The following is a 24,841-nucleotide window of genomic DNA, read 5'->3' as shown; positions in this document are numbered from 1 at the left end:
TCACACCGTAGTCGCCGAGCCCGATCGGTGCGTGCCGCGTACCGTGGGAAGGTCGACCCCACGGACTTGGAGAAACAGATGGAGAAGCGGGTACTCGGCCGGACCGGCCGGATGGTGTCGGTCGTCGGCCTGGGCACCTGGCAGCTCGGCGGGGACTGGGGCGAGGTGAGCGACGCCGAGTCGCGCGCCGTGCTCGAGGCGTCGCTCGAGGCCGGCGTGACCTTCTACGACACCGCCGACGTCTACGGTGACGGCCGCAGCGAGCAGGCGGTGGGCGCCTTCCTGGCGGACCACCGTGACGAGGGTCTCACCGTGGCCACGAAGATGGGACGCCGGGCGGACCAGGTGCCGGAGAACTACGTCCTGGAGAACTTCCGCTCCTGGACGGACCGATCCCGGGCCAACCTCGGGGTCGACACGCTCGACCTGGTGCAGCTCCACTGCCCGCCCACGCCGGTGTACTCCCGCGACGAGGTGTACGACGCGTTGGACACCCTCGTCGACGAGGGCGTCACGGCCGCCTACGGCGTCTCGGTGGAGACCGTGGACGAGGCGCTGACCGCCATCGCACGGCCCGGCGTCGCGACCGTCCAGATCATCCTCAACGCGTTCCGGCACAAGCCGCTGGAGAAGGTCCTGCCCGCGGCGTCCGAGGCGGGTGTCGGGATCATCGCCCGCGTCCCCCTGGCCTCCGGCCTGCTGTCGGGCCGCTACACGAAGGACACCACCTTCGCTGAGGACGACCACCGCACGTTCAACCGCGGGGGAGAGGCCTTCGACGTCGGCGAGACGTTCTCCGGCGTCCCGTTCGAGGTCGGCGTCGAGGCCGCGGCGTCCTTCACCGAGCTGGCCGAGGGGCTCGAGCAGGACCTCACCCCGGCCCAGGCCGCGCTCGCGTGGGTCTGGCAGAGCCCGGGCGTCTCCACCGTGATCCCCGGTGCGCGCACCCCGGAGCAGGCGCGGCTCAATGCCGCCGCGGGCGGCGCGCACAGCCTCGGTCCGCTGTTCGCCTCCCGCGTGCGCGAGCTCTACGACGGGTCGATCCGCGAGCACGTCCACGACAAGTGGTGAGTCGATAGCGCAGGACGCACGAGAAGGGCCCGGGAGCGGATGCTCCCGGGCCCTTCTCGTGCTGCCTGACCGGACCGTCAGCGGGTGAAGACCTGGTCGAGCAGGATCTCCTGCTCCTCCTTGTGCCGCTTCGCGGTGCCGGCGGCCGTGGACGCCGACGCCGGTCGGGAGATGACCTGGACCCGGGGCAGGTCCTCCGGCATCGCCAGGTGCAGGTAGGACCACGCGCCCTGGTTCTGCGGCTCGTCCTGGACCCACACGACCTCGGCGTCCGGGTACGTGGCGATCTGCTCGCGCACCTGCTCCTCGGGGAACGGGTACAGCTCCTCGAGGCGCACCAGCGCCGTGCTGGTGTCCCCGCGCTTGCTGCGCTCGGCGGCCAGGTCGTAGTAGACGCGACCCGTGCAGAGCACCAGACGGCGGACGCCGGCCGGGTCGACGTCCCCGCGGGCCACCGCGGGGTCCCCGAGCACCGGCTCGAAGGTGCCGGTGGTGAAGTCCTCCACGCTGGAGGCGGCGGCCTTGAGGCGCAGCAGCTGCTTCGGGGTCAGCACCACGAGCGGGCGCCGCGGACGGGCGTAGGCCTGGCGGCGCAGCAGGTGCGCGTACGAGGCCGGCGTGGACGGCTGCGCCACGCTGATGTTGTTCTCCGCGGCGAGCTGGAGGAACCGCTCGGGCCGGGCCGAGGAGTGGTCCGGACCCTGTCCCTCGTACCCGTGCGGGAGCAGCATGACGACCGAGGAGTTCTGGCCCCACTTCTGCTCGGCGGAGGAGATGAACTCGTCGATGACGGTCTGCGCGCCGTTGACGAAGTCGCCGAACTGCGCCTCCCAGAGCACCAGGGCGTCCGGGCGCTCGACCGAGTAGCCGTACTCGAAGCCGAGGGCCGCGTACTCGCTCAGCGAGGAGTCGTACACCCAGAACTTCGCCTGGTCGCCCGACAGGTACAGCAGCGGGGTCCACTCCGCACCCGTGTGCCGGTCGTGCAGGACGGCGTGGCGCTGCGTGAACGTGCCGCGGCGCGAGTCCTGTCCCGCGAGCCGCACCGGCGTGCCCTCGATGAGCAGCGACCCGAAGGCCACGAGCTCGCCGAAGCCCCAGTCGATGTCGCCCTCCTTGGCCATGAGCTGGCGCTTCTCGAGCAGCTTGCCGAGCTTGGGGTGGACCGTGAAGCCCTCGGGCGGCTGGACCTGGACGTCACCGACGCGCTCCAGGACGGCGTGCGGGATCGCCGTCTTCCAGCCGACCATCGTGCCGGCGTCCTCACGCTGCGACTCCGGACGCTCCAGCCCGGCGATCTCCTCCGTGCCGGAGGAGCGGTCGGACGAGGACGAGCCCTTGGTCTCGGTGAAGACCCGCTCGAGCTGTGCCTGGTAGTCCTTGAGCGCCTGCTCGGCCTCCTCGACGGTGATGTCGCCGCGGGCCACGAGGTTCTTCGTGTAGAGCTTGCGCACCGACTGCTTGGCCTCGATGAGGTTGTACATCAGCGGCTGCGTCATCGAGGGGTCGTCGCCCTCGTTGTGCCCGCGCCGGCGGTAGCAGACCATGTCGATGATGACGTCCCGGTCGAACTGCTCGCGGTAGGCGAAGGCGAGCTCGGCCACGCGGACGCAGGCCTCCGGGTCGTCACCGTTCACGTGGAAGACGGGGACCTGGTAGCCCTTGGCCACGTCGGTGGAGTACGTCGTCGAACGCGACGAGGACGGGCCCGTGGTGAAGCCGACCTGGTTGTTGATGACGACGTGGATCGTGCCGCCGGTGCGGTAGCCGCGCAGCTGGGCGAGGTTGAGCACCTCCGGTACGACACCCTGGCCCGCGAAGGCCGCGTCGCCGTGGATGAGCAGCGGCAGCACGGAGAACCCGTCGCCGCCGAGGTCGATCCGGTCCTGCTTGGCCCGCACGATGCCCTCGAGGACGGGGTCCACGGCCTCCAGGTGGGACGGGTTGGCGGCCAGGTAGACCTTCGTCGTGGCACCGGACTCGGCGGTGAAGGTCCCCTCGGTGCCGAGGTGGTACTTGACGTCGCCGGAGCCCTGGACGGACTTCGGGTCGATCTGGCCCTCGAACTCCTTGAAGATCTGGCCGTAGCTCTTGCCGGCGATGTTGGCCAGCACGTTGAGACGACCGCGGTGCGCCATGCCGACGCCGACCTCGTCGAGCCCGTTCTCGGCGGCCTTGGACAGGATCGCGTCGAGCAGCGGGATGACGGCCTCGCCGCCCTCGAGGGAGAACCGCTTCTGGCCGACGTACTTGGTCTGCAGGAACGTCTCGAAGGCCTCGGCCGAGTTCAGCCGGCGCAGGATCCGCAGCTGGTCCTCGCGCGGGGTACGGGCGTAGCCGTGCTCGAGCCGGTCCTGCAGCCACTTGCGCTGGGTCGGGTCGGACAGGTGCATGTACTCGATGCCGATCGAGCGGCAGTAGGAGTCGCGCAGCAGGCCGAGCGTGTCGCGCAGCGTCGCCTTCGGGGTACCGCCGAAGCCGCCGGTCGGGAACGACCGGTCCAGGTCCCACAGCGTCAGCCCGTGGTTCTGGATGTCGAGGTCGGGGTGCTTGCGCTGGCGGTAGGCGAGCGGGTCGGTGTCCGCCATGAGGTGGCCGCGCGAGCGGTAGGAGTGGATGAGCTCGGCGATCTTGGCGGGCTTGGCCGCCTCGACGTCGGCGTCGACCGTGTTGTCGCGGACCCAGCGCACCGGCTCGTAGGGGATCCGCAGCGCCGCGAAGACGCGGTCGTAGAAGCCGTCCAGGCCGAGCAGCTTGCCCGCCAGGATCTTGAGGAACTCGCCGGACTGCGCACCCTGGATGATGCGGTGGTCGTAGGTCGACGTGACCGTCATGACCTTCGAGACGCCCATCCGGGCGAGCTGCTCCTCGGAGGCGCCGGCGAACTCCGCCGGGTAGTCCATGGCGCCGACGCCGATGATGGTGCCCTGCCCCTGCATGAGGCGGGGGACCGAGTGCACGGTGCCGATGCCGCCGGGGTTGGTCAGCGAGATCGTGGTGCCGGCGAAGTCGTCCATGCCGAGCTTGCCCCCGCGCGCCTTGCGCACGAGCTCCTCGTAGGCGGCCCAGAAGCCCGCGAAGTCGAGCTCCTCGGCCTTCTTGATGCTCGGCACGAGCAGCTGGCGCGAGCCGTCCGGCTTGGCCAGGTCGATGGCGAGGCCGAACCCGACGTGCGCGGGGTGGACCACGTGCGGCTTGCCGTCGGTGTGCTCGTAGTGCGCGTTCATCACCGGCATGTCGGCCAGCGCCTCGACGAGGGCGAAGCCGATGAGGTGCGTGAACGAGATCTTGCCGCCGCGGCCGCGCTTGAGGTGGTTGTTGATGACGATGCGGTTGTCGACCATCAGCTTGGCGGGGACCGCGCGCACCGACGTCGCGGTCGGCACCTCGAGCGAGGCCTCCATGTTCGTCACCACGCGCGCGGCGGGACCACGCAGCTTCTGCACGTCGTCCGTGGCCTCGTCCTCGTCGGACTCCGGCTCGGTGCGGGCGACCTCGGCGTAGGGAGCCGTGGCGGGCAGTGCCTCGGCGACCGGTGCGTCCGCCGCGGAGATCTCCGGGTCGGCCGGTACGGGGGCGGGCGCGGACGCCTGGGAGACCTCCGCCGCTGCGGTCCCGTCCGCGGCCGAGGAGGTCCCCTGCTCAGCACGCGAGGGCTCCTCGGTCTCGGCCTCGGTCTCCGCCTCGGCCGGGGCGGACGCGGCCGAGGCCGCCGTCGTCTCGGTCGGCGCCGGGGAGCCGTTCGACGGCGTCTCGTCCGACTCGCCCGGGGTGTAGTCCTCGAAGAAGTCCCACCACGCGGGGTCGACCGCGTTCTTGTCCTTCAGGTACTGCTCGTAGAGCTCGTCGACGAGCCACTCGTTGGCTCCGAACGACGCGCTCTCGGCGCTGATCGACTCTGACCCTGCCTTGGGGGACACCACGCCCGGATCGCCCACTTCCCAGATTGCATGCTTGGTACTGCCGCCCGATGGTCGGACCCCACCAGCGTAAGCCGTCCTGCCGGTTCTGCAGCGCCCGGGGTCGGCGCCCTGGCGCGGTGGACAAGGTCTTGCCCACCCGTGCGTGACGGGTGGGTAATCGGTCGTCAAAGGTGCGGGTGTCGTTGTCTCGTCCGGCGTCATGACCGGCTCACGGCCGCGGGTCGGACGGCGGCCCGTGTGACCGATCTCACGATCGGCGAGGTGCTCCTACTCGGTGGTCACTCCCGGAGCGGGGCGCGCCTCGGCCGGCAGGGTCACCCGCATCGTCGCGCCGGACTCGGTGTCGGCGACCGCGACGTGACCGCCGTGGAGGTCCACGGCCCACCGCACGATCGCCAGCCCGATGCCGGTGCCGCCGCTCGTGCTCGCCACCGACCGGACGCTCGGGGCGCCGCTGGCGAACCGTTCGAAGACGCGCTCGCGGTCCTCGGGCGCGATGCCGGGCCCCTCGTCGCTCACCTCGATGACGACGTCGTCCTGCTCCGGGTAGGCGTCCAGGCGCACCGTGCCGCCGTGCGGCGAGTGCCGGATCGCGTTCTGCAGCAGGTTGGTCACCACCTGCCGGATCCGTTCGACGTCGGCCTCCAGCACGAGGTCCTCGGGGGTGACGTCCACGACGTAGGCCAACCCCTTGGCGGCGTCCACCATCGACATGGACTCCGCGCACTCCTCGAGGAAGTCGCCCACCGAGAACTGCGTCAGCGTCAGCGCCGACGCGCCGGCCTCGACGCGCGACAGGTCCAGCAGGTAGGTGACGAGCCGCGTGAGCCGCTCGGTCTGCTGCAGCGACAGCTCGAGCGTCGCCGGGGTGGGTTCGGAGACCCCGTCGACGAGGTTCTCGAGCTGTGCCTGCAGGGCGGCGACGGGCGTGCGCAGCTCGTGCGAGACGTTCGCGATCAGGTCACGGCGGATCCGGTCGGACGACTCCAGGTCGCCCGCCATCGTGTTGAACGCCTCGGCGAGCTGGCCGACCTCGTCGCGGCTGGTCGAGCGCACCCGGATCGAGTAGTCGCCGTCCGCCATGGCCCGTGCCGCGGCCGTCATCTCGCGCAGGGGGGACGTCATGCCCCGGGCCAGGAGCTGCGTGAGCACCAGCGAGACGATGATCGCCAGCGGGAACGTGCGGCTGGGGCCGAGGTCGTTGCGCAGACCCACCCAGGTGATGAGCACCCCGACGGTGACGCTGGCGACCACCAGCAGCCCGAGCTTGGCCTTGAGGGAGTGGATCGGGTCGAGGGGGCGGACGTCCCGGAGGCGGTGCTCGCGCCGTCGGTCACCGCCGTCGTCGTGAGCGGATCCCACGCTCAGTCCGCCGGGGGCTCGAACGCGTAGCCGACCCCGTGCACCGTGCGGATGAGCTCCGAACCGAGCTTGCGACGCAGCGCCTTGATGTGGGAGTCGACGGTGCGGGTGCCGCTGGCGTCGGCCCAGTCCCAGACCTCCGCGAGCAGCTTCTCCCGGGTCTGGACCGTCTTGGGCGCGCTGGCCAGCATGACCAGCAGCTCGAACTCCGTCGGCGTCAGGTGCACCTCCTCGCCCTCACGGTGCACCCGTCGCTGGGCGCGGTCGATCGTCACGTCGCCGGCGACGAGCGGGGGCTCGGCCGGTGCCGACGCCGCGGCCTGCGCGGCACGCTCCACGCGGCGCAGCAGGGCCTTGACCCGGGCGACCAGCTCGCGCATCGAGAAGGGCTTGGTCATGTAGTCGTCCGCGCCCACGCCGAGGCCGATGATCATGTCGGTCTCGTCGTCCCGGGCGGTGAGCATGAGGATCGGCGTCGGGTGCTCGGCCTGGATCCGGCGGCAGACCTCCAGCCCGTCGAGCCCCGGCAGCATCACGTCCAGCACGACGGCGTCCGGGTGCAGGCGGGCGGCGGCGTCCACGCCGGCGAGCCCGTCGCGGGCGACCTCGACCCGCCATCCCTCCGCGGAGAGGCGCTGCGCGATGGCCGTCGCGATGGCCGGCTCGTCCTCCACGACGAGGACGGTGGCGTTCTGCTGGCCCTGGCCGGGCCCGCTCGCAGTGGTGGTCATGACCCCATCTTGCACGCACAACCTGAGGTTTCGCTGGGCAGAGGCTGGCGTGGCGGGCGCTGCCGCGGAGCCGATACGATCTGCCCACGATGGACGACAGTCGATATACCGGTCCGCCGAGCAGCTGGAGCCTGCCGTGCTGACCGACGTGCTCATGCTCGGTGTCGGTGTGCTGCTCACCGCCGGTACCGCGATCTTCGTGGCCAGCGAGTTCTCCCTGGTGACCTTGGACCCCGCGGTCGTGGGGGCCGACGACGAGGAGGGCGACAGTCCCTCGCCCGGCCGGAGGGGCCCCGATCGTCGGGACCGCATCGTCCGAGCCGGGCTGAAGCACCTGTCCACGGAGCTGAGCTCCGCGCAGGTCGGGATCACCGCCACCACCATCCTGCTGGGCTACACCGCCCAGCCGGCGCTGCTGTCGCTGTTCGGGGCGTCCTTCGCCGGGACGCCGTTGGGCGAGGGCGTGTCCGCCGTGCTGGCCTTCACCCTCGCGCTCGTCGTGGTCAACGGGTTCTCGATGCTCTTCGGCGAGCTCATCCCGAAGAACTTCGCCCTCTCGGCGCCGCACGGCACCGCGCGGGCGGTGGTGCCGCTGCAGCGTGCCTTCACGATCGCCGCGGGGCCGCTCATCCGCGTCCTCAACGGGTCCGCCAACGCGATCCTGCGCCGGATGGGCGTCGAGCCGCGCGAGGAGCTCTCCGGTGCGCGCTCGGCGACCGAGCTCGTCTCGCTGGTCCGACGGTCGGCCCAGGAGGGGACGCTCGAGAAGGGCACGGCGACGCTGCTGGCGAACCTGCTCGAGCTCGACGAGCTGGTCGCCCGGGACGTCATGACCGATCGCACCCGCATGGTGGTGGTCAACCGTGACACCAGCGCGACGGAGGTCGTCTCGCTCGCCCACCGCACCGGCCACTCCCGGTTCCCGGTGATCGGCGACGACCGGGACGACGTCGTGGGCCTCGTGCACCTGCGCCGTGCGGTCTCCGTGCCCTTCGAGCGCCGCGACGAGGTGCCGGCCGGTGCGCTGATGGTCGAGGCCCCGCGGGTGCCCGAGACCGTCAGCCTCGGCCCGCTGCTCGTCGAGCTGCGGGGGCTGGGCCTGCAGATGGCCGTCGTGGTCGACGAGTACGGCGGCACCTCCGGCGTCGTGACGCTGGAGGACGTCGTCGAGGAGCTCGTCGGCGACGTCACCGACGAGCACGACCGCCGCCGTGGCGGGGTCGCCGGCCTGGCCGACGGCGCCTGGTCCGTCCCCGGCGTCCTGCGCCCCGACGAGCTGGAGGAGGCCACCGGCCTCTGCGTCCCGGAGGCGCCCTCCTACGAGACGCTCGGCGGTCTGGTGATGGCGCACCTGGGACGGCTCCCGGAGATCGGGGACGAGGTCCAGGTCGACGACGTCGTGCTCCGTGTCGACCTGATCGACGGACGACGCATCGAACGGCTGCGCGCGCGGTCGCGGCAGGGGGGATCCGCATGAGCACCGGGAGCGCCCTGCTGATCGGTCTGCTGCTGCTGGTGGGCAACGCCTTCTTCGTGGGGGCGGAGTTCGCCGTGCTGTCCGTGCGGCGCAGCACCATCGAACCCCGGGCCGAGGCGGGGGAGAAGCGCGCCAAGGTCGTGCTGTGGGCGATGGAGAACGTGTCCCTGATGCTGGCCTGCGCCCAGCTGGGCATCACGGTGTGCTCCACGGGGCTCGGCATCATCGCCGAGCCCGCCCTGGCGCACCTGCTGGAGGGTCCCTTCGAGACGATGGGGATCCCCGAGCAGCTCGTGCACCCCGTGGCGCTGGTCATCGCGCTCGGCATCGTCGTCTACCTGCACGTCGTGCTCGGCGAGATGGTGCCGAAGAACCTCGCGGTGACCGGTCCGGAGCGTGCCGCCCTGTGGTTCGCGCCGCCGCTGGTCCTCATCGCGCGGTTCGTGCGCCCCGTCATCGTGGCGCTGAACTGGATCGCGAACCACGTGATCCGCCTGCTGGGCGTCGAGCCCAAGGACGAGGTGGCCTCCGCGTTCACCGTCGAGGAGGTGCAGTCGATCGTCGAGGCCTCACGCGCCGAGGGCGTGCTCGAGGACGACGAGGGACTGCTCACGGGAGCCATCGAGTTCTCCTCGCGCACGGCGCGGGACGTGATGGTGCCTGTCGACGCCCTGGTGACCGTGTCACCCGGAGCCACCCCGGACGACGTCGAGCACGAGGTGTCCCGCACGGGCTACAGCCGCTTCCCGATGGCCGCACCGGACGACGACGCGGGTGCGGCGAGCCTGCTGGGCTATCTGCACCTCAAGGACGTGCTGTACGCCACCAACGGCAACCGTTCCCGGCCGGTCCCGACGTGGCGCGTCCGCGCCATGGCGACGGTCGCCCCGACCGACGAGGTCGAGGACACGCTGCGGGCGATGCAGCGCTCCGGTGCGCACCTCGCCCGGGTCGACGACGGCGGACGCACGGTCGGCGTGGTCTTCCTGGAGGACATCCTCGAGGAGCTCGTCGGCGAGGTTCGTGACGCGATGCAGCGCCGGCGTTGAGGCATGAACAAGGTGTGAACAAGGGGGGACTTGGACGGGGGGCGGGCCACCGCTAGGGTGCGGTCACAGACCGACACCGGCGGTTCGCGGAAGCGATATCGTCGCAGGTCGACCGGGAGATGCACGACATGGCCGCGCAGGGCGCGGCCGGACGCAGGAGGTGGAGTGGACGCGACGCCGCAGGGTGACGCCGCGACCCCGCGCTCCCGTCGAGAGATCCGTGAGGCCGAGCAGGGCCGGTCGGGCCGGACGGCCCGCACCCGTCGGCCCGCGGGGGGCCGGGCACGGTCCCGCGGGGCCCACGCCGCCCCGGCGGGGCACACCTGGATCACCCGGGCGACCGTGCTCGGCTCCCTGGCCGCCGCGACGATCGCGGGGCCGCTGACCGCCGGAGCGCAGGGTGACGAGCGGTCGCCCTTCGACCTGGACGACCCGACGTCGTCGGGTCCCTCCACGCTCGCGCTGCTCCAGTCCGGCGCGTCGACGCCGCCCACCGCGTCCTCCATCGCCGCGGTCCCGCGCGAGCGCAACACCGTCGACGTCGCGAGCCGCGCCTCGGCCGACCGTGAGCCGCTGCCCGACTGCGACCCCTCGGCCCCGGTCGACGGCGGCAACGGGCAGCTCGCCGACCACTCGCTGTGCGACCTCTGGCAGCCCGGCGAACAGCTGCGGCCCGACGCCGCCGTCGCCCTGAGCGCCCTCAACGAGGCGTTCAACGCGCGGTTCGGCCGCAACCTCTGCCTGGTCGACAGCTACCGGTCCCTGTCCTCCCAGTACGCCGTGAAGGCCAGCCGCGGCTACCTCGCGGCGACGCCGGGCACCTCGATGCACGGCTGGGGACTCGCGATCGACCTGTGCTCGAAGGAGACGGGGAGCTCGGAGGTCTACGGCTGGCTCTGGGACAACGCGCCGGCCTACGGGTGGGAGAACCCGCCGTGGGCCCAGCGGGGCGGGTCCGGCAAGTACGAGCCGTGGCACTTCGAGTTCCGTGCCGGCGTCGAGGAAGTCTCCTACTGGCACTGAGCCGAGCACGGCGGCGTAGTCTCGACCCATGGCCACGGACTACTCCGACTTCGAGTTCGAGCGGCGCTTCCTGGTGCGCGACCTGCCCGACGTCCTGCGCGACGCGCCGTCGTTGATCGTCCAGTCCTACTACCTGTCCGACGGCGGCTACGCCCTGCGCGTCCGTGCCCAGGCCGGGGGAGTGGAAGCGGCCCTCGACGCGACGAGCGACGCCCGCGACGTCCTCGCCCGGTGGCGTGACCGGGTCGACTTCGCCGCGATGACGGTCAAGGGGCCCTCCGCCGGCGGCACGCGCTACGAGGCGGAGCGGGAGCTCGACCCCCTCGTCGCGGTCGAGCTCGTGCGCCGGGGCGGCGCGCGCGTCGTCAAGACGCGCTACGCCGCCTGGCTCGGCGCGGACGGCTGGTCGATCGACGTCTTCGGCGGCGCGAACCACCCGCTGATCGTGGCCGAGTGCGAACGGTCCGGCCCGGTGACCGAGCTGCAGATCCCCGACTTCTGCGTCACCGAGATCACCGACGACCGCCGCTTCTCCAACGAGTCCCTGGCGGTGCGGCCCTACGGGGAGTGGGCGGCCGCCTACGCCGAGGAGCTGGCCGCGCACGGGCCCGCGTTCCGGGAGGACTTCGGTCCGAACCAGGAGCTCGGCGGCCTGTAGCGCGGCCGGCCCTCCGGTCAGCCGCGCAGCCGGGCCATCCAGGCCTCGACGTCCTCCGGCCGCCGGGGGAGCGCCGCCGAGAGGTTCTCGTTGCCGTCGGCGGTGACCAGGACGTCGTCCTCGATGCGCACGCCGATGCCGCGGTACTCCTCCGGCACGGCGAGGTCGTCCGCCTTGAAGTACAGGCCGGGCTCGATCGTGAACACCATCCCGGGCTCGAGGACGCCGTCGAGGTACATCTCGCGGCGGGCCTGCGCGCAGTCGTGCACGTCGAGGCCGAGGTGGTGCGAGGTGCCGTGCACCATCCAGCGGCGGTGCTGCTGACCTTCCGGCGACAGGGACTCCTCGGCGGAGACGGGCAGCAGGCCCCACTCCTCGAGCCGGGCGGCGATGACCTCCATCGCGGCGGCGTGGATGTCGCGGAACCGCGCCCCCGGCCTCGCCACGGCGAACGCGGCGTCGGCGGCGTCGAGCACCGCGGTGTAGATCCGGCGCTGGACCTCGGTGTACTCGCCGTCCACGGGCAGGGTGCGGGTGACGTCGGCGGTGTAGAGCTCGTCGATCTCGACGCCCGCGTCCAGCAGCACCATCTCGCCACGGCGGACCACGCCGTCGTTCGTGATCCAGTGCAGCGTCGTGGCGTGATCGCCGGCGGCGGCGATGGTCTCGTAGCCGACCGTGTTGCCCTCGAGCCGGGCGTGGGCGTCGAACGCCGTCTCGATGACGCGCTCCCCGCGGCGGTGCTCCACCGCGCGCGGCAGGGAGCGGACGACCTCCTCGAACCCGTCGATGGTGCGGGCGACGGCGTCACGCATGAGCTCGACCTCGAGCTCGTCCTTGACCAGGCGCAGCTCGGAGGCGGCTTCGGCGAGGGCGTCGTCCTGCGCCTGCTCCTGGGTGCCGGCCTCGGTGCGGATCGCCTCGATCACCGCCGTGATCTCCTCGTCGGCCTCGGCGATCACCAGCACCTGCACGCCGTCGGTGCCGACGTCCTTGGCCAGCGCCTCCCGCAGCTCGTCGACGTGGCGGGCCTCGATGCCGGTCGCCGTGGTGACGTCGTCCAGCGTCGGACGGGCGCCGACCCAGAACTCGCCGTAGCGGGAGTCCGCGTAGAACTCCTCGGTGTCGCGCGGTGCGAGGGGACGCACGTACAGCACGGCGTGGTGCTGCGAGCCGCCGTCGCCCTCGCCCTCGGCGGTCGGGTGCAGGACCAGCACGGCGTCGGGCTCCTGGTCGGTGCCGAAACCGGTGAGGTGAGCGAACGCCGAGTGCGGCCGGAACCGGTAGTCGGTGTCGTTCGACCGCTGCTTCAGCGGCCCCGCGGGGATCACCAGGCGGGTGCCGGCGAAGCGCGCCGAGAGCCGGGCCCGCCGGGCCGCGGTGAACGGGACGGCCCGGCCCGGCGTGACGCCGAGGTCCTGCCGGGGCGCCCACCGGGAGGTGATGAACTGCTTGAACGCGTCCGAGGTCGGGCGCTGCGAACGGTTGCTGCCGCGCTCGGTGATCGTCTCGTCGCTGGGTCGGTCGACCGGGGTGGTGTCGCTCATGGGCCCAGTCTCGCACCTCGGGAGGGCCGGGTGAGGCTTCCCGGACCGGCGGGGGTCAGTCGCGGGCGAAGTCCGCCAGCGCGCGGCTCAGCACGCGGTTGTAGTCGTCCGGTGCGTCCAGGTGGACGTCGTGGCCGATCCCGGGGACGACGACGAGCGCACCCCGGTCCGCGGTCCGGGCGAAGCGCTGCTCCTGCCAGCGCAGGTGGCAGCGTGCCCCGTTGACCAGCCACACCGGGACGTCGACCGCCTCGAGGTCCGCCAGCGCCGACCAGCCGGACAGCTCGCCCAGCGCGTCGGTGACGAGGTCCCAGCCCGGCCGGTCGTCCCGGTCGTTCCCGGCTCCGGGAGCCAGGCGGCGCATGACCGAGCTCCCGGCGCGGACCAGCCCGTCGGCCACGTCCCGGTACAGGCGGACGGGCTTGCCCCGCGGCTCGGTGCTGCACCCGGAGGCGACGACGCCGAGCAGCGGTCGGTCCTCGTCCGGCGTCGTCCGCTGGGCGGCCCAGCCGAGGGAGACGTAGCCGCCGAGCGACTGGCCGACCATCATCACCGGGGTGTCGCGGGGGAACGAGGCGACGGCGTCGTCGAGGTGGTCCCAGGCCCGACGGAACGAGAAGCGCTCGGACATCCGCCGTCCGTGACCGGGCAGGTCGACGGCGACGGCCGAGTGCCCCAGCGACTCCAGGTGGTCCACCTGCCGCGCCCAGGCCGAGCCGTCCTGGCGCATGCCGTGCACGAGCACGACACCGACCTGTCGGGTCGGTGTCGTCGGGGCGTGGGGTTCGAGCAGGGCGGCACTCACGATCTCCATCCTCCCCCTCCGGTGCGCCCGCCCGCCGGGGGGCGCGTGGAGAGCGTGTGAGGGCATGGCGGCGCTTCCCTACACTTGGCGCGTGATCGACCTCCATACCCATTCCCGTGCCTCGGACGGCACGGACACCCCACGCGGCGTCCTCGAGGCCGCGGCGTCGGCCGGCGTGACCGTCGTGGCGCTGACCGACCACGACTCCACCGCCGGGTGGGACGAGGCGGCGGCAGCCGTGGCGGACACCGGCGTGGCGCTGGTGCGCGGCATCGAGATCTCGACGCGGGCGCGCACGCCCGAGGGCGGGATCAGCGTGCACCTGCTCGGCTACCTGCACGACCGGGAGCACCCCGCGCTGCTGGCGGAGCTGCAGCGCACCCGGGACGACCGCGTGCAGCGGGCCCGGCGCATGACCGAGCGCCTCGCCGACGACTACCCGGTGACGTGGGAGGACGTCGTGGCCCAGACCCACGGCGGCGCCACGGTCGGCCGGCCGCACCTGGCGGACGCCCTGGTGGCGGCCGGGGTGGTCGCGCACCGTGACGAGGCGTTCGCGACGATGCTGCACCCGGGAGCCCCGTACTACGTGCCGCACTACGCCCCGGACACCGCGGACGCCGTGCGGGCCGTGCTGGCCGCGGGCGGTGTGCCCGTCATGGCGCACCCGCGGGCGGGCCGGCGCGGGCGCGTGGTCACGGAGGAGACGATCGCCGAGCTGGCCGAGGTCGGCCTGGCCGGGCTCGAGGCCGACCACCGGGACCACTCCGCCGACGACCGTGACAGGATGCGGGGGCTCGCGCGCGAGCTGGGGCTGCTCGTCACCGGTGCGAGCGACTACCACGGGGTCGGCAAGCAGAATCGCCTGGGCGAGCACACCACCGACCCGGACGTGCTGGCGGAGATCGAGGAGAGGGGAACGCTGGAGGTGCTGCGGCCGTGGACACGATGATCGACCTGACCCTGTTCACCCAGGTCTTCGTGACGCTGTGGGTGATCATGGACCCGCCCGGGACGATCCCGGTGTTTCTCGCGCTGACCTCCACGATGGGGGCCAAGCAGCGCAGCCGTGCGGCCCTGCAGGCGGTGACGGTCGCGTTCTGCGTGATCGTGGTCTTCGCGCTCTTCGGTCAGCAGCTGCTGTCGTACATGGGGATCTCGCTCGCCGCGCTGCAGGCGTCGGGGGGTCTGCTGCTGCTCATCGTGGCGATGCAGCTGCTCATCGGCCACTTCGACACCGGCGAGGCGACGGCGGCGACACCGGGGGCGAACGTGGCCCTGGTCCCGCTGGGTACGCCCCTGCTGGCGGGACCGGGCGCGATCGTGGCCACGATGGTGTTCGTGCAGCAGGCCGACATCGAGGGGGACTGGGTGCCCCCGGTGGGGGCCATCGCGCTCGCCATCGTGCTGGTGCACGTCTCGCTGTACCTGGCGATGCGCTTCGCCGAGGTGCTGCACCGCGTGCTCAAGGACTCCGGCGTCACGCTCATCACCCGGATCGCCGGCATCCTGCTCGCCGCGATCGCCGTGCAGCAGATCGCCGACGGCGTCATGGAGTTCATCGCGACGGCGTGAGGGTCCTGGGGTCAGGCGTCGAGCGGGGAGAGGGTGACCTCGACCGCGGCGCCCGGCTCCAGGCCCTCGGCCTGTCGCACGGCCTTCTTCATCGGCAGCACGTAGCCGTTCTGGTCCTGGGACGGGAACACGGACGTCTGCCACGTCGTCGACCCGACGCTGACCCGGACGCGGATCGACCCGAAGCCGCGGGGCGGCAGCGGGACGTCGGCGAGCAGGTCGGACTCGTCCGGCGGCACGGTGACGAACCACCAGGAGTCGTCCTGCCGTGCGTCCCACCGCCACAGCGGTGCGGTGAACGTGAGCTCCACGGGCTCACGGTACGTCAGGCCCCCGACGGCGGCTCAGAAGACGTCCAGCGCCGCCCCGACCGACTCGATGCGTTCCATGCGCCGGTGCGCGACGTCGCCGAGCTCGGCGAGGACGGCCGACACGACCGCTTCCACCAGCGCCATCGCCGGCGCCATCGCGTCGTAGGCCGAGGCGGTCCCGGTGTCGCTCGGCAGGACCGCGTCCGCCAGGGAGGCCACGGGGGAGAGCCACACGTCGGTGAAGAGCACCACGGACGCCTTGCGGTCGACGGCGAACTGCGCCAGGCGGGCGGAGTCCTTCTCGTAGCGTCGGTAGTCGAAGACGACGAGGACGTCACGATGACCCAGGTCGGCCAGGGCGTGGGTGCGTCCCTCGGGGCGGTCCGTGACGTACTCGACGTCCGGCCGCATCTGCTGCAGGTGCTGGACGAGGTACAGCCCGACCAGCCGGCTGAACCGGCCCCCGACCACGAGCACGCGCCGTGCGTCGCGGGCGAGCAGGTCCACGGCGCGGGAGAAGTCGCTCGGCGGCAGGTCGGCGAAGGTCCGCCGGACGGCTTCCTCGGCGGCCGGCGCGTAGCGTGCCAGCGCCTCGTCGGCGCCGGTCGCGTCGGCGACGTCGCGGGACCGGTAGAGCGACAGCGGGGACGCGCTGCGGTCGTCGAGGTCGGCGCGCAGCGCGGCCTGGAAGGCCGGGAAGCCGGAGAAGCCGAGCCGCGAGACGAACCGCACCACCGTCGGACCGCTGACCCCCGCCCGTGCCGCGAGGACGGCGACGGTCTCGAACCCGGCCGACGGGTAGGCGGACAGCAGCACGCGCCCGACCTTGCGCTCGGCCGGCGTGCAGTCCCCGAGGCGGCGACGGATCTGGTCGGCCAGGCCCGACGGCTGGGTGCTCGTGGTCACGGCACCTCCTGTCTGTGCTGGTGCCGGGCAGCGTAGCAAGCGGCGGTCGCCGTGCTCGCCACGCCGCCCGGCGCGGGTCACGGTGCTCAGGGACGGGGCCGGAGGGACACCGTGAGGTCCTCGAACGACGTCGCCCGGGCGCCGTCGGTCGACCGTGCCCGGAAGCCCGCCCCCTCGAGCAGGCGGACCTCGTAGGTCGGGTCGTCCTCGACCGTCGTCCCGGTGGTCGTGCGGTCGCGCGACGACGCGAGGTCGAGCGCGAGGTCGGTGAGCACGAACTCGGTCCCGTCCCCGTTCAGGGAGGAGAACACGTCCGTGCTCCGGGACTCGACGCCGTGCGTGTCCGGGCGCAGCACGGTCGAGCCCTCGGCGGCCACCGGGGCCCACGTCGCGGCGTCGTAGCCGTCACCCGCGCTCAGCCACGACCAGCGGACCGCCGAGATCGCCCATCCGTCGGCGGTGGTCCGGTGGTGCGCCTCGCGCAGGTCGAGCACGTTGACGCCGTTCGCGCCGAGCACGGTCAGACGTTCGTGGTCGGTGCCGGCCGCGTCCACGACGAGCGCGGTGTCGGGGTCGACGCCGAAGACGCGGTCCTGGCCGGTGTCGGCGGCGAGGCGGATCGCACGGCCCTGCCGTCCCCAGGCCCCGAAGTGGGTGTCGAGCAGTCCCGAGGTGAAGAAGCCGAACCCGCCCTCGGGCAGGTACCCCAGCTCGGTCGGGTCGGCGAAGTAGCCGGGGGCGCTGCCGTCGACCAGGGCCTCCCAGCTCTCGCCGCCGGTCACCATGTCCTGCCCGGCCATGATCTGCATGCCGGCCGAGGTGCCGGCCACGACCGCGCCGGCCTCGAACCGGTCGCGGATCGCCGCCAGCAGGGGGGTGTCGGCCTGCGCCTCGCCCTCCGTCATCAGGGTGACGTAGCGGTACTGGTCGCCGCCCCCGAAGAAGAACCCGGTCATGTCCGCGACCCGGGCGGCGACGTCGGGGTCGGACGCCACCTCGGGGTGGTCGAGGTCGAGCGGGATCCACGTCGTCTCGCCGGCGCCGAAGCCCTCGAGGATGTCCGCGTAGTAGGTGCCGTTGAACTCGGAGTTGTTGGCCCACTGCGTCCCGGCGTCGGGGTCCTGGGAGGCCGGGATCGCCGCTGCGGTGACGATGCCGATGTGGGCGTCCGCGCCGCCCGCCCGGTCGACGATCTCGCCGTAGATCTCCTCGTTGTCGTCGTCGAGGGAACCGCCGACCAGCACGAGCTGGCCGCCGTCGGGGTCAGGTGCTGCCTGGGCGACGGTGGCCGCCGTGAGCGGTACCGCGAGGGCGGTGCCCAGCAGGATCGCGATCGTCCGGGAGTGCCGTGCTGACGTCATCGGTCGTCCTTTCGTGCGGGTCGGTCGTGCGGGGTGGTGGTGGACCGGCCGACGTCGAGGACGAGGCCGGCGAGCAGGGCGACGCGTGCGGGGACCGAGGACAGGTCGAGCCACTCGGCGTCGCTGTGGTCGCCGCCGCCGACCGGACCGAGGCCGTCCAGCGCCGGCGTGCCCGTGGCGGCGGCGAAGTTGGTGTCGCCGACCCCGCCCGTGGCGGCGCCGGAGACCGTGAGTCCGAGGTCCTGCGCCCGGCGGACCGCGCGACGCAGGAGCTCGGTGGAGGCGGGCGTCGGCTCGAACGGTGGGCAGTGACCCGACCGTGCCGTCGTGCCGTTCACGCCCGCCGCGGCCAGGTCGTCCACGAGCGCGTCGACGGTGCCGAGCATCTCGTCGAGGGCGACGGCGGTCGTCGCGCGGACCTCGAGCCGCAGCTCGGCCACGTCGGCCACGACGTTCGGGCGGGACCCGGCCCGCACGACCCCCACGTTGAGGGAGACGCCGTCGCGGGTGCGGGCCGCCTCGTGCAGCGCGACGACGAGCCGGGCCGCGGCGAGCGCCGCGTCCGCGCCGCGCTCGGGTTCGATCCCCGCGTGGGCCGACCGGCCGCGCAACGTGATGTCGACGTCGCACACGCCCTTGCGCGCCCGGACGAGGTCGCCGTTCTCGCGCGCGCACTCCAGGCCGAGCACGACGTCGGCCGTCCTGGCCAGGGACGTCAGGAGCCCCACGCTGCGGGGGGAACCGACCTCCTCGTCGGGACTGACGAGCAGGACCACCTCGCCGCGCCGGGGGCCGGGCAGGTCCGCGAGGAGCTCCATGGCGTGGATGCCGGCGAGCACCCCGCCCTTGTCGTCGCTGACGCCCGGTCCGAGGACCCGTCGCCCGGCACGGCGGGTACGGCGCCGCGCCGCGGTGCCGTCCGGGTAGACCGTGTCCGCGTGGCCGACGAGCAGGACCTGGGCGTCGGTCGGCACCGCCAGACGCGCGACCAGGGCGGGTCCGACGGCGGGACCGTCACCGTCCAGCTCCACGATCTTGGTCCGTGCACCGAGCGCCTCGACCCGGGCGGCGCACCAGGCGACCACGCGACGGGTGCCCGCGGCGTTCCAGGTGCCCGAGTCGAACGACGTCAGCTCCGTGAGCTCCTCGGCGTACCGCGCGAGCGAGCTGGTGGCCCGGCGCAGCAGGACCGAGCTCTCGGCCGAGGGGCCGGCGGTGGCCGTCGCCTGCCCGACGCCCGTCACAGGACCCTCGCGAGGAAGGACTGGGTGCGCTCGTGGCGGGGGTCGCCCAGGACCTGTCGGGGGTCGCCGGACTCGACGATGACGCCGTCGGCCATGAACGCGGCGACGTCGGCGACCTCGCGGGCGAAGCCGACCTCGTGCGTGACGACGAGCATGGTCATGCCGTCGGCCGCGAGGTCCCGCATGACGTCGAGCACCTCGCCGACGAGCTCCGGGTCGAGCGCGGACGTGGGCTCGTCGAAGAGGAGGAGCCGTGGGTCCATCGCCAGCGCCCGCGCGATGGCGACGCGCTGCTGCTGGCCGCCCGAGAGCTGCGACGGGTACGACGAGGCCTTGTCGGCCAGCCCCACACGGTCGAGCAGCTCGCGGCCCCGGTCGGCGGCCTCGGTGCGGGCCCGGCGGCGGACGACCACCGGCCCTTCCATGACGTTCTCCAGGGCGGTGCGGTGCGGGAACAGGTTGAAGCGCTGGAAGACCATGCCGATGTCGGCCCGGCGTCGCGCGATCCGGCGTTCGGACAGCTCGTAGAGCTTGCCGCGGCGCTTCTCGTACCCGACGTCGTGGCCGTTGACGAGCAGGCGGCCGCCGTCGATCCGTTCGAGATGGTTGACGCAGCGCAGGAACGTGGACTTGCCCGAGCCGGAGGGGCCGAGCAGGCAGACCACCTGTCCGGGCTGGACGGCGAGGTCGATGCCCTGCAGCACCTGGGTGCTGCCGAAGGACTTGACGACACCGCGGGCGTCGACCAGCGGGTCCTCGGGCCCGGCGTGGGCGAGCGGCGCGTCGGTGGCGGGAGCGGTCATCGGGTCCTCCTCGGCATCAGGGCCCGCGACAGCGGGCGACGGGTGGCGCCGGGGTCGACGCCGCGGCCGAAGCGCTGCTCGAGCCATCGCTGGGGGACGGTCAGCAGCGTCGTCAGCACGAGGAACCAGATGCTCGCCACGATCAGCAGGGGGATCACCTTGAAGTTCTGCGCGTACACGGCCTGCAGGTTGGACATCAGGTCCTGTCCGGCGATGACCGAGACCAGCGCCGTCGTCTTGAGCATCGTGAGGGTCTCGTTGCCCATCGGCGGCACGATGACGCGCATCGCCTGCGGCAGCACCACCCGGCGCAGCGTCTGGGCGGGCGTGAGGCCGAGCGACTTGGCGGCCTCCGTCTGGCCCTTGTCGATGGACTGGATGCCGGCCCGGACGATCTCCGCGGCGTAGGCCACCTCGTTGAGGCCCAGGGCGAGCAGGGCCGCGACGGTGGCCGGCACGAGCTGGGACGTGGGGGCGGAGAACAGCACGACGTCGGTGAACGGCACCGTCACCGAGATGGTGGGGATGAACGCGCCGAGGAACCCCCAGAAGATGATCTGGATGAGGATCGGCGTCCCCCGGAACGCCCAGATGTACACGCCGGCGACGACGCGCAGGACCGGGTTCGACGACAGCCGCATGACGGCGACGACGGTGCCGCCGACGATGCCCATGACCATGCCGGCGAACGTCAGCCAGACGGTGACGAACAGCCCGCGGAAGGTCAGGGGGGCGAAGAGGTACTCGCCGACGGTGGGCCAGTCGAGGTTCGGGTTGCGGCCCACGGCGAGCAGGAACCAGACGGAGACCGCCAGCACCAGGGCGCCGACGGTGAACCGTCCCCAGTGCCGCAGGGGGACGACGGGGAGCTGGGCGTCGGTGGGGGTGGTGGCGGGCTCGTGCGGGGCGACGGTGGTCGGCATGTCAGGACGTCGCACCGTTGATGGTGGCCTCGTCGATGGCGATGCCCGTCAGGCCGTACTCGTCGAGGATCGTGGTGTAGGTGCCGTCGTCCATCAGGGACTGCAGCGCGGCCTGGATCGCCTCGGGCAGCCCGGTGGCGGAGTTGGCGATCCCGATGCCGTTGAGCGTGGCGTCGTAGCCGTTCGGGGCGGCGGGGTCGTCGATGCTGTCGAAGGCCGCCCCGTCGTCGGCGGTCTTGGCGACGTAGCCCGCGGACGGCTTGGTGAGGACCGAGGCCACGACGGCGCCGCTGCGGATCGCGAGCTGAGCGTCGGAGTCCTTGGGGTACGTCTTGAGCTCCACCGGCTCGGCGCCGGACTCCTCGCACTCGGCGGCCCAGTCCTGCACCAGCTCGACCTGCTTGGACCCGGCCTGCGCGGCGACGGGTCGGCCGCACAGGTCGGTGTAGGTCGTGATGCCCTCCGGGTTGCCGTCGGCGACGAGCATGCCGGTGCCGGACGCGGAGTAGTCGACGAAGGTCAGCGCCTCCTGCCGTTCGACGGTGTCCGTCATGGCCGAGATCGTGACGTCGTACTTGCCCGCCTGGATCGCCGGGATGATGCCGTCGAACTTCTGGGCGGCGAAGGTGAAGTCGACGCCCAGCACGGCGCCGATCGCCTGGCCGAGGTCGTGGTCGAGGCCCGTGATCTCGTCGGACCCCTCCTCGACGTACATCTCGAAGGGCGGGTAGGGGACGTCGGTCGCGACGCGGACGACGCCGGCGTCGAGGTACTGCTGCGGCAGGAGCGCCCGGATGTCGGGGTCGACGGCGATGTCGACACCGGCCACCTCCGTGGTGGCGCCCGGGGTGGCCCCGGCGGACGACCCGGCCTCGTCCGCCTCCGAGGGCGAGCAGGCGGCGAGAGCGAGGACGGCGAGGGCGGCCACCGGGGCGGCCAGCGGTCGTGCGATCGGCGAGCGGTGCATCGTGTCAGCTCCTGTCGGTCGGTGTGATGTAACAAACATTCCAGCCCGAGCAGAAGGATGTCTAGATGTAACGCTTGTTGTTGACCATTTCGTGACCTTGGGCCACGAGAAAGGGCTCGGACCGTGACGGTCCGAGCCCTTTCCGGTCGTGCGCGAGGGGAGCTGCCCTCGCCGACGACGATGTCAGTCGGTGCCGGCCGACGGCGTGCCGCCGCCCTGGCCCTCGGCGGAACCGCTGCGGCGGCGACGCCGACGCCGGCGGCGCTGGCCGCCCTCGCCGTTCGCGTCCTGGCCCTGGGCAGGTCCCCCGGCGGGCTGCTCGGCACGCGGGCCGGCGTCGGAGCGGCGCTCCTGGCCGCCCGCGCGCTGCCCCTGGCCGCCGCGTCCGCCGCGGGAGCGACCGCCCCCGTTACGGCCATGGCCCTCGCCACGGCCCTGGCCCCCGCGGCCACCCTGGCCGCCGCGGTCCTGGCCACCGGTGCGCTTGCCGGTCTCGCCCAGGTCCTCGAGCTCCTCGGCCTCCAGGCCGCCGAGCTTCTGGGCGCCCTTGGGCAGGCGGCCCTTGGTGCCCTCGGGAATCCCGAGGTCCGTGAACAGGTGGGGCGAGGAGGAGTACGTCTCGACCGGCTCCGGGAAGCCGAGGTCGAGCGCCTTGTTGATGAGCTGCCAGCGCGGCACGTCGTCCCAGTCGACGAACGTGATCGCGGTGCCCTTGTTGCCGGCGCGGCCGGTGCGGCCGATGCGGTGCAGGTAGGTCCGCTCGTCCTCGGGGCACTGGTAGTTGATCACGTGCGTGACGTCCGTGACGTCGATGCCGCGCGCGGCGACGTCGGTGGCCACGAGCACGTCGATGTTGCCGTGTCGCAGCGCGCGCAGCGCCTGCTCGCGGGCGCCCTGGCCGAGGTCGCCGTGGATGGCGCCCGCGGCGAACCCGCGCGAGCGCAGCTCGTCGGAGACCTTCGCGGCGGTGCGCTTCGTGCGGGTGAACACGATCGTGCGGCCGCGGCCCTCGGACTGCAGGATCCGGGCCAGCACCTCGACCTTGTCGAGCGCGTGGGCCCGGTAGACGACCTGGCGCGTGTTCTTGACGGTGGCGCCCTCGTCGTCCGGGTCGGCGGCGCGGATGTGCGTCGGCTGCTTCATGTACCGGCGGGCCATGGAGACCACGGGGCCGGGCATCGTGGCCGAGAACAGCATCGTGTGCCGCACCGCCGGCGTGCGCGCCAGGATCTTCTCGACGTCGGGCAGGAAGCCGAGGTCGAGCATCTCGTCGGCCTCGTCGAGCACGACCGTCGCGGCGCGGGAGAGGTTGAGGTGGCCCTGGTTCATCAGGTCGACGATGCGGCCCGGGGTGCCCACGACGACCTCGACGCCGTTGTTCAGCGTCTCGATCTGCGGCTCGTAGGCGCGGCCGCCGTAGATCTGCACGATGCGGACGTTGCGGCCCCTGGACGCGGCCTCGAGGTCCTTGGCGACCTGGACGGCGAGCTCGCGCGTCGGGGCGACGACGATCGCCTGCGGCTTGCCCGGGGCGGGCAGCTCGTCGTACTCGGGCTCGCCCGGGGCGGCGACCCGGTGCAGCAGCGGCACGCCGAAGCCCAGGGTCTTGCCCGTGCCGGTCTTGGCCTGGCCGATGATGTCGTGCGCCTGCAGCGCGACCGGAAGGGTCATCGCCTGGATGGGGAACGGGTGGGTGATCCCGGCGTCGCGCAGGGCGGCGACGATCTCCTCGCGGACGCCGAAGTCGGCGAAGCTCACGTCCTGGGCCTGGATCGCGGCCGCGGTCGAGTAGTCGGGTTCTTCACTGGTGCCGGTCGCCGCGACGGCGTCCCCGGCGGTGGTGTCTGTGGTCACTGGTGCCTTCACATGTCGTCGGCGCGGCGGACCACACGGTCTGGCCGCGGATCGCACGCTGCGCCGGAGTGGTCGGCAGCCGATCGCGGAAGTACGTCGCGCGGTGTGCGCATCAGGTCAGCATCGAGACGACCGGGCAACCGAGGTACCCGGCCATGGTATCGGACACGTCGTGCCGCCGGGTGAGGCGTTCGACACGGGCACCTATCCTGGTCCGGTGAGCAGCCAGCGCCCCTCCGCCGTGCCCGCGTCCGTCGTCGACCTCGTGGGCTTCGCGGCCTACTCCGAGCTGGCCGAGTTCGGCCTGCTCGCCACACGGTCCGTGGACGCCCCCGACCTGGACACCCGCCAGGCCCTGGCCGACGGGGCCGAGCGCGCGATCGAGCGTGAACGGGCGATGCTCGCCGTCGTCGGCGGACCCCGTGCCGCGGTGATGGCGCCGTTCGCGGACACGCTGACCGAGTTCGACGCCCGCACGCGGACCGACGACTGGGCCGAGGGCCTGCTCAAGGGCGTCGTCGGTCACGGCGTCGCGCAGGACTTCTGCCGCACCCTGGCGGCGGCGATCGAGGATCCCGTCGGGCGCCGGCTGCGCGAGGTGCTGGACCGGCCGGTTCCCGGACCCGCCGCCGTGGCCGAGGCGGGTGCCGACGCCGAGGCGATCGAGGTGCTCGGCCGCCTCGGCGCCGCCGACGAGGTCCTGGCGTCCCGGCTGGCCCTGTGGGGTCGTCGGGTGGTCGGCGAGGCGCTGAACCTCGTGACCGTGCTCCTCGCGACGCACCCCGGCCTGGACGACCTCGCGAGCCGGGCGCCCGCAGCGCTCGGGGCCGACATCGGCGACGGCGGGTCCCGCGCCTGGATCGTCGCGCGGCTCACCGCCGAGCACACGCGGCGCATGGACCGCCTGCAGCTCGCCGCCTAGCCGACGGGCGCGCCCGGCGGGTCCGCGCGACGGCGGTGCGTGCCCGCGACCGTCCGCCGCGCCGACCCGTCACGGCCGCGGGGGAGCGGCCCGGTGGCTCAGAGCGAGCCGAAGCCCACCGGACGCTGCTCGCCGGTGCCGATCTCGACGTAGCCGAGCACCGCGGCCGGCACGAGGACCTGACGGCCCTTGGTGTCCTTGACCTCGAAGGGCTTGCCGCCCTCGAGCGCGGCGCGCACGGCCTCGGCGATCTCCTCGGGCTTCTGGTCGGTCTCCACCACCAGCTCGCGGTTCAGGTTCTGCACACCGATCGTGATCTCCACGTTGTC

General features: G+C 72.8%; 22 protein-coding genes. 8 read left to right on the top strand and 14 right to left on the bottom strand.

The window, feature by feature from the left end; translation table 11 throughout:
- Nucleotides 1-78 precede the first annotated feature (78 nt).
- Nucleotides 79-1,071 carry an aldo/keto reductase gene (locus tag HLI28_RS09865; protein WP_171247349.1) on the top strand — a complete coding sequence of 331 codons (993 nt, stop codon included), beginning with the start codon at nucleotides 79-81 and terminating at the stop codon, nucleotides 1,069-1,071.
- A 77-nt stretch (nucleotides 1,072-1,148) separates the two neighbouring features.
- On the opposite strand, the gene HLI28_RS09860 is transcribed toward HLI28_RS09865, so the two are convergent.
- The 3 genes from HLI28_RS09860 to HLI28_RS09850 all read right to left on the bottom strand — a co-directional run bounded on the left by HLI28_RS09860 (nucleotide 1,149) and on the right by HLI28_RS09850 (nucleotide 7,087).
- Complete coding sequence (locus HLI28_RS09860; RefSeq protein WP_171247413.1) at nucleotides 1,149-4,991, bottom strand: multifunctional oxoglutarate decarboxylase/oxoglutarate dehydrogenase thiamine pyrophosphate-binding subunit/dihydrolipoyllysine-residue succinyltransferase subunit; 3,843 nt, start codon at nucleotides 4,989-4,991, stop codon at nucleotides 1,149-1,151.
- A gap of 270 nt (nucleotides 4,992-5,261) precedes the next feature.
- Nucleotides 5,262-6,356 (bottom strand): ATP-binding protein, encoded by a 1,095-nt coding sequence (locus HLI28_RS09855; protein WP_171247348.1) that lies wholly within the window; start codon nucleotides 6,354-6,356, stop codon nucleotides 5,262-5,264.
- 2 nt (nucleotides 6,357-6,358) lie between these two features.
- Nucleotides 6,359-7,087: a response regulator transcription factor gene (locus HLI28_RS09850; RefSeq protein WP_171247347.1), complete on the bottom strand. Its 729-nt coding sequence runs from the start codon at nucleotides 7,085-7,087 to the stop codon at nucleotides 6,359-6,361.
- Nucleotides 7,088-7,223: 136 nt separating this feature from the next.
- On the opposite strand from HLI28_RS09850, the gene HLI28_RS09845 reads away from it, so the two are divergent.
- From HLI28_RS09845 to HLI28_RS09830, 4 genes are all read left to right on the top strand, one after another.
- The gene (locus HLI28_RS09845) at nucleotides 7,224-8,564 is read left to right on the top strand and encodes a CNNM domain-containing protein (RefSeq protein ID WP_171247346.1); all 1,341 of its coding nucleotides are present in this window, start codon (nucleotides 7,224-7,226) and stop codon (nucleotides 8,562-8,564) included.
- On the top strand, nucleotides 8,561-9,613 hold the full coding sequence (locus tag HLI28_RS09840) for a hemolysin family protein (protein WP_171247345.1): 1,053 nt from the start codon (nucleotides 8,561-8,563) through the stop codon (nucleotides 9,611-9,613). The genes HLI28_RS09845 and HLI28_RS09840 overlap by 4 nt, the downstream gene beginning before the upstream one ends.
- Nucleotides 9,614-9,778: 165 nt before the next feature.
- Nucleotides 9,779-10,636 carry a D-alanyl-D-alanine carboxypeptidase family protein gene (locus tag HLI28_RS09835; RefSeq protein WP_171247344.1) on the top strand — a complete coding sequence of 286 codons (858 nt, stop codon included), beginning with the start codon at nucleotides 9,779-9,781 and terminating at the stop codon, nucleotides 10,634-10,636.
- A 28-nt stretch (nucleotides 10,637-10,664) separates the two neighbouring features.
- Nucleotides 10,665-11,294: a CYTH domain-containing protein gene (locus tag HLI28_RS09830; protein ID WP_171247343.1), complete on the top strand. Its 630-nt coding sequence runs from the start codon at nucleotides 10,665-10,667 to the stop codon at nucleotides 11,292-11,294.
- 17 nt (nucleotides 11,295-11,311) lie between these two features.
- On the opposite strand, the gene HLI28_RS09825 is transcribed toward HLI28_RS09830, so the two are convergent.
- Both HLI28_RS09825 and HLI28_RS09820 read right to left on the bottom strand, forming a co-directional pair.
- Nucleotides 11,312-12,841, bottom strand: coding sequence for an aminopeptidase P family protein (locus HLI28_RS09825; protein WP_171247342.1), 1,530 nt, complete (start codon nucleotides 12,839-12,841; stop codon nucleotides 11,312-11,314).
- Between the two features lie 55 nt (nucleotides 12,842-12,896).
- Entirely contained in the window at nucleotides 12,897-13,646 is a 750-nt protein-coding gene (locus tag HLI28_RS09820; protein WP_343035768.1) for an alpha/beta fold hydrolase, read from the bottom strand.
- A gap of 91 nt (nucleotides 13,647-13,737) precedes the next feature.
- On the opposite strand from HLI28_RS09820, the gene HLI28_RS09815 reads away from it, so the two are divergent.
- Nucleotides 13,738-14,598 (top strand): PHP domain-containing protein, encoded by an 861-nt coding sequence (locus tag HLI28_RS09815; RefSeq protein ID WP_343035767.1) that lies wholly within the window; start codon nucleotides 13,738-13,740, stop codon nucleotides 14,596-14,598.
- A complete protein-coding gene (locus tag HLI28_RS09810; protein ID WP_171247412.1) occupies nucleotides 14,595-15,221 on the top strand; it encodes a MarC family protein in 627 nt (208 codons plus the stop codon). The genes HLI28_RS09815 and HLI28_RS09810 overlap by 4 nt, the downstream gene beginning before the upstream one ends.
- A gap of 11 nt (nucleotides 15,222-15,232) precedes the next feature.
- Here HLI28_RS09810 and HLI28_RS09805 read toward each other — a convergent pair whose 3' ends face one another.
- From HLI28_RS09805 to HLI28_RS09770, 8 genes are all read right to left on the bottom strand, one after another.
- Complete coding sequence (locus HLI28_RS09805) at nucleotides 15,233-15,532, bottom strand: DUF1905 domain-containing protein (protein WP_171247339.1); 300 nt, start codon at nucleotides 15,530-15,532, stop codon at nucleotides 15,233-15,235.
- 33 nt (nucleotides 15,533-15,565) lie between these two features.
- Nucleotides 15,566-16,438, bottom strand: coding sequence for a MurR/RpiR family transcriptional regulator (locus tag HLI28_RS09800; RefSeq protein WP_171247338.1), 873 nt, complete (start codon nucleotides 16,436-16,438; stop codon nucleotides 15,566-15,568).
- An 86-nt stretch (nucleotides 16,439-16,524) separates the two neighbouring features.
- Nucleotides 16,525-17,799 carry a cyanophycinase gene (locus tag HLI28_RS09795; protein WP_171247337.1) on the bottom strand — a complete coding sequence of 425 codons (1,275 nt, stop codon included), beginning with the start codon at nucleotides 17,797-17,799 and terminating at the stop codon, nucleotides 16,525-16,527.
- Entirely contained in the window at nucleotides 17,796-19,043 is a 1,248-nt protein-coding gene (locus HLI28_RS09790) for a M20/M25/M40 family metallo-hydrolase (RefSeq protein ID WP_171247336.1), read from the bottom strand. Before HLI28_RS09790 ends, HLI28_RS09795 begins: the two co-directional genes overlap by 4 nt.
- Nucleotides 19,040-19,846 (bottom strand): amino acid ABC transporter ATP-binding protein, encoded by an 807-nt coding sequence (locus HLI28_RS09785; RefSeq protein WP_216077582.1) that lies wholly within the window; start codon nucleotides 19,844-19,846, stop codon nucleotides 19,040-19,042. Before HLI28_RS09785 ends, HLI28_RS09790 begins: the two co-directional genes overlap by 4 nt.
- On the bottom strand, nucleotides 19,843-20,769 hold the full coding sequence (locus tag HLI28_RS09780; protein WP_171247335.1) for an amino acid ABC transporter permease: 927 nt from the start codon (nucleotides 20,767-20,769) through the stop codon (nucleotides 19,843-19,845). The genes HLI28_RS09785 and HLI28_RS09780 overlap by 4 nt, the downstream gene beginning before the upstream one ends.
- A gap of 1 nt (nucleotide 20,770) precedes the next feature.
- Nucleotides 20,771-21,736, bottom strand: coding sequence for an ABC transporter substrate-binding protein (locus tag HLI28_RS09775; protein WP_171247334.1), 966 nt, complete (start codon nucleotides 21,734-21,736; stop codon nucleotides 20,771-20,773).
- 183 nt (nucleotides 21,737-21,919) lie between these two features.
- Nucleotides 21,920-23,590 (bottom strand): DEAD/DEAH box helicase, encoded by a 1,671-nt coding sequence (locus tag HLI28_RS09770; RefSeq protein WP_343035765.1) that lies wholly within the window; start codon nucleotides 23,588-23,590, stop codon nucleotides 21,920-21,922.
- 217 nt (nucleotides 23,591-23,807) lie between these two features.
- On the opposite strand from HLI28_RS09770, the gene HLI28_RS09765 reads away from it, so the two are divergent.
- Complete coding sequence (locus tag HLI28_RS09765) at nucleotides 23,808-24,512, top strand: ferritin-like fold-containing protein (protein ID WP_171247332.1); 705 nt, start codon at nucleotides 23,808-23,810, stop codon at nucleotides 24,510-24,512.
- Nucleotides 24,513-24,610: 98 nt separating this feature from the next.
- Here the strand turns inward: HLI28_RS09765 and HLI28_RS15550 are convergent, their stop codons facing one another.
- Complete coding sequence (locus tag HLI28_RS15550) at nucleotides 24,611-24,835, bottom strand: DUF3107 family protein (RefSeq protein ID WP_171247331.1); 225 nt, start codon at nucleotides 24,833-24,835, stop codon at nucleotides 24,611-24,613.
- Between the last annotated feature and the right edge of the window lie 6 nt (nucleotides 24,836-24,841).

This window comes from Isoptericola sediminis (assembly GCF_013085345.1).
GTDB lineage: Bacteria > Actinomycetota > Actinomycetes > Actinomycetales > Cellulomonadaceae > Isoptericola > Isoptericola sediminis.
This window is presented reverse-complemented; position numbering and strand designations above follow the sequence as displayed.

Excerpts from the sequence above, each read along its gene's own strand:
- HLI28_RS09865 (WP_171247349.1), top strand. The coding sequence starts at position 79 with ATGGAGAAGCGGGTACTCGGCCGGACCGGCCGGATGGTGTCGGTCGTC.
- HLI28_RS09850 (WP_171247347.1), bottom strand. The coding sequence starts at position 7,087 with ATGACCACCACTGCGAGCGGGCCCGGCCAGGGCCAGCAGAACGCCACC.
- HLI28_RS09840 (WP_171247345.1), top strand. The coding sequence starts at position 8,561 with ATGAGCACCGGGAGCGCCCTGCTGATCGGTCTGCTGCTGCTGGTGGGC.
- HLI28_RS09830 (WP_171247343.1), top strand. The coding sequence starts at position 10,665 with ATGGCCACGGACTACTCCGACTTCGAGTTCGAGCGGCGCTTCCTGGTG.
- HLI28_RS09825 (WP_171247342.1), bottom strand. The coding sequence starts at position 12,841 with ATGAGCGACACCACCCCGGTCGACCGACCCAGCGACGAGACGATCACC.
- HLI28_RS09810 (WP_171247412.1), top strand. The coding sequence starts at position 14,595 with ATGATCGACCTGACCCTGTTCACCCAGGTCTTCGTGACGCTGTGGGTG.
- HLI28_RS09795 (WP_171247337.1), bottom strand. The coding sequence starts at position 17,799 with ATGACGTCAGCACGGCACTCCCGGACGATCGCGATCCTGCTGGGCACC.
- HLI28_RS09785 (WP_216077582.1), bottom strand. The coding sequence starts at position 19,846 with ATGACCGCTCCCGCCACCGACGCGCCGCTCGCCCACGCCGGGCCCGAG.
- HLI28_RS09780 (WP_171247335.1), bottom strand. The coding sequence starts at position 20,769 with ATGCCGACCACCGTCGCCCCGCACGAGCCCGCCACCACCCCCACCGAC.
- HLI28_RS09775 (WP_171247334.1), bottom strand. The coding sequence starts at position 21,736 with ATGCACCGCTCGCCGATCGCACGACCGCTGGCCGCCCCGGTGGCCGCC.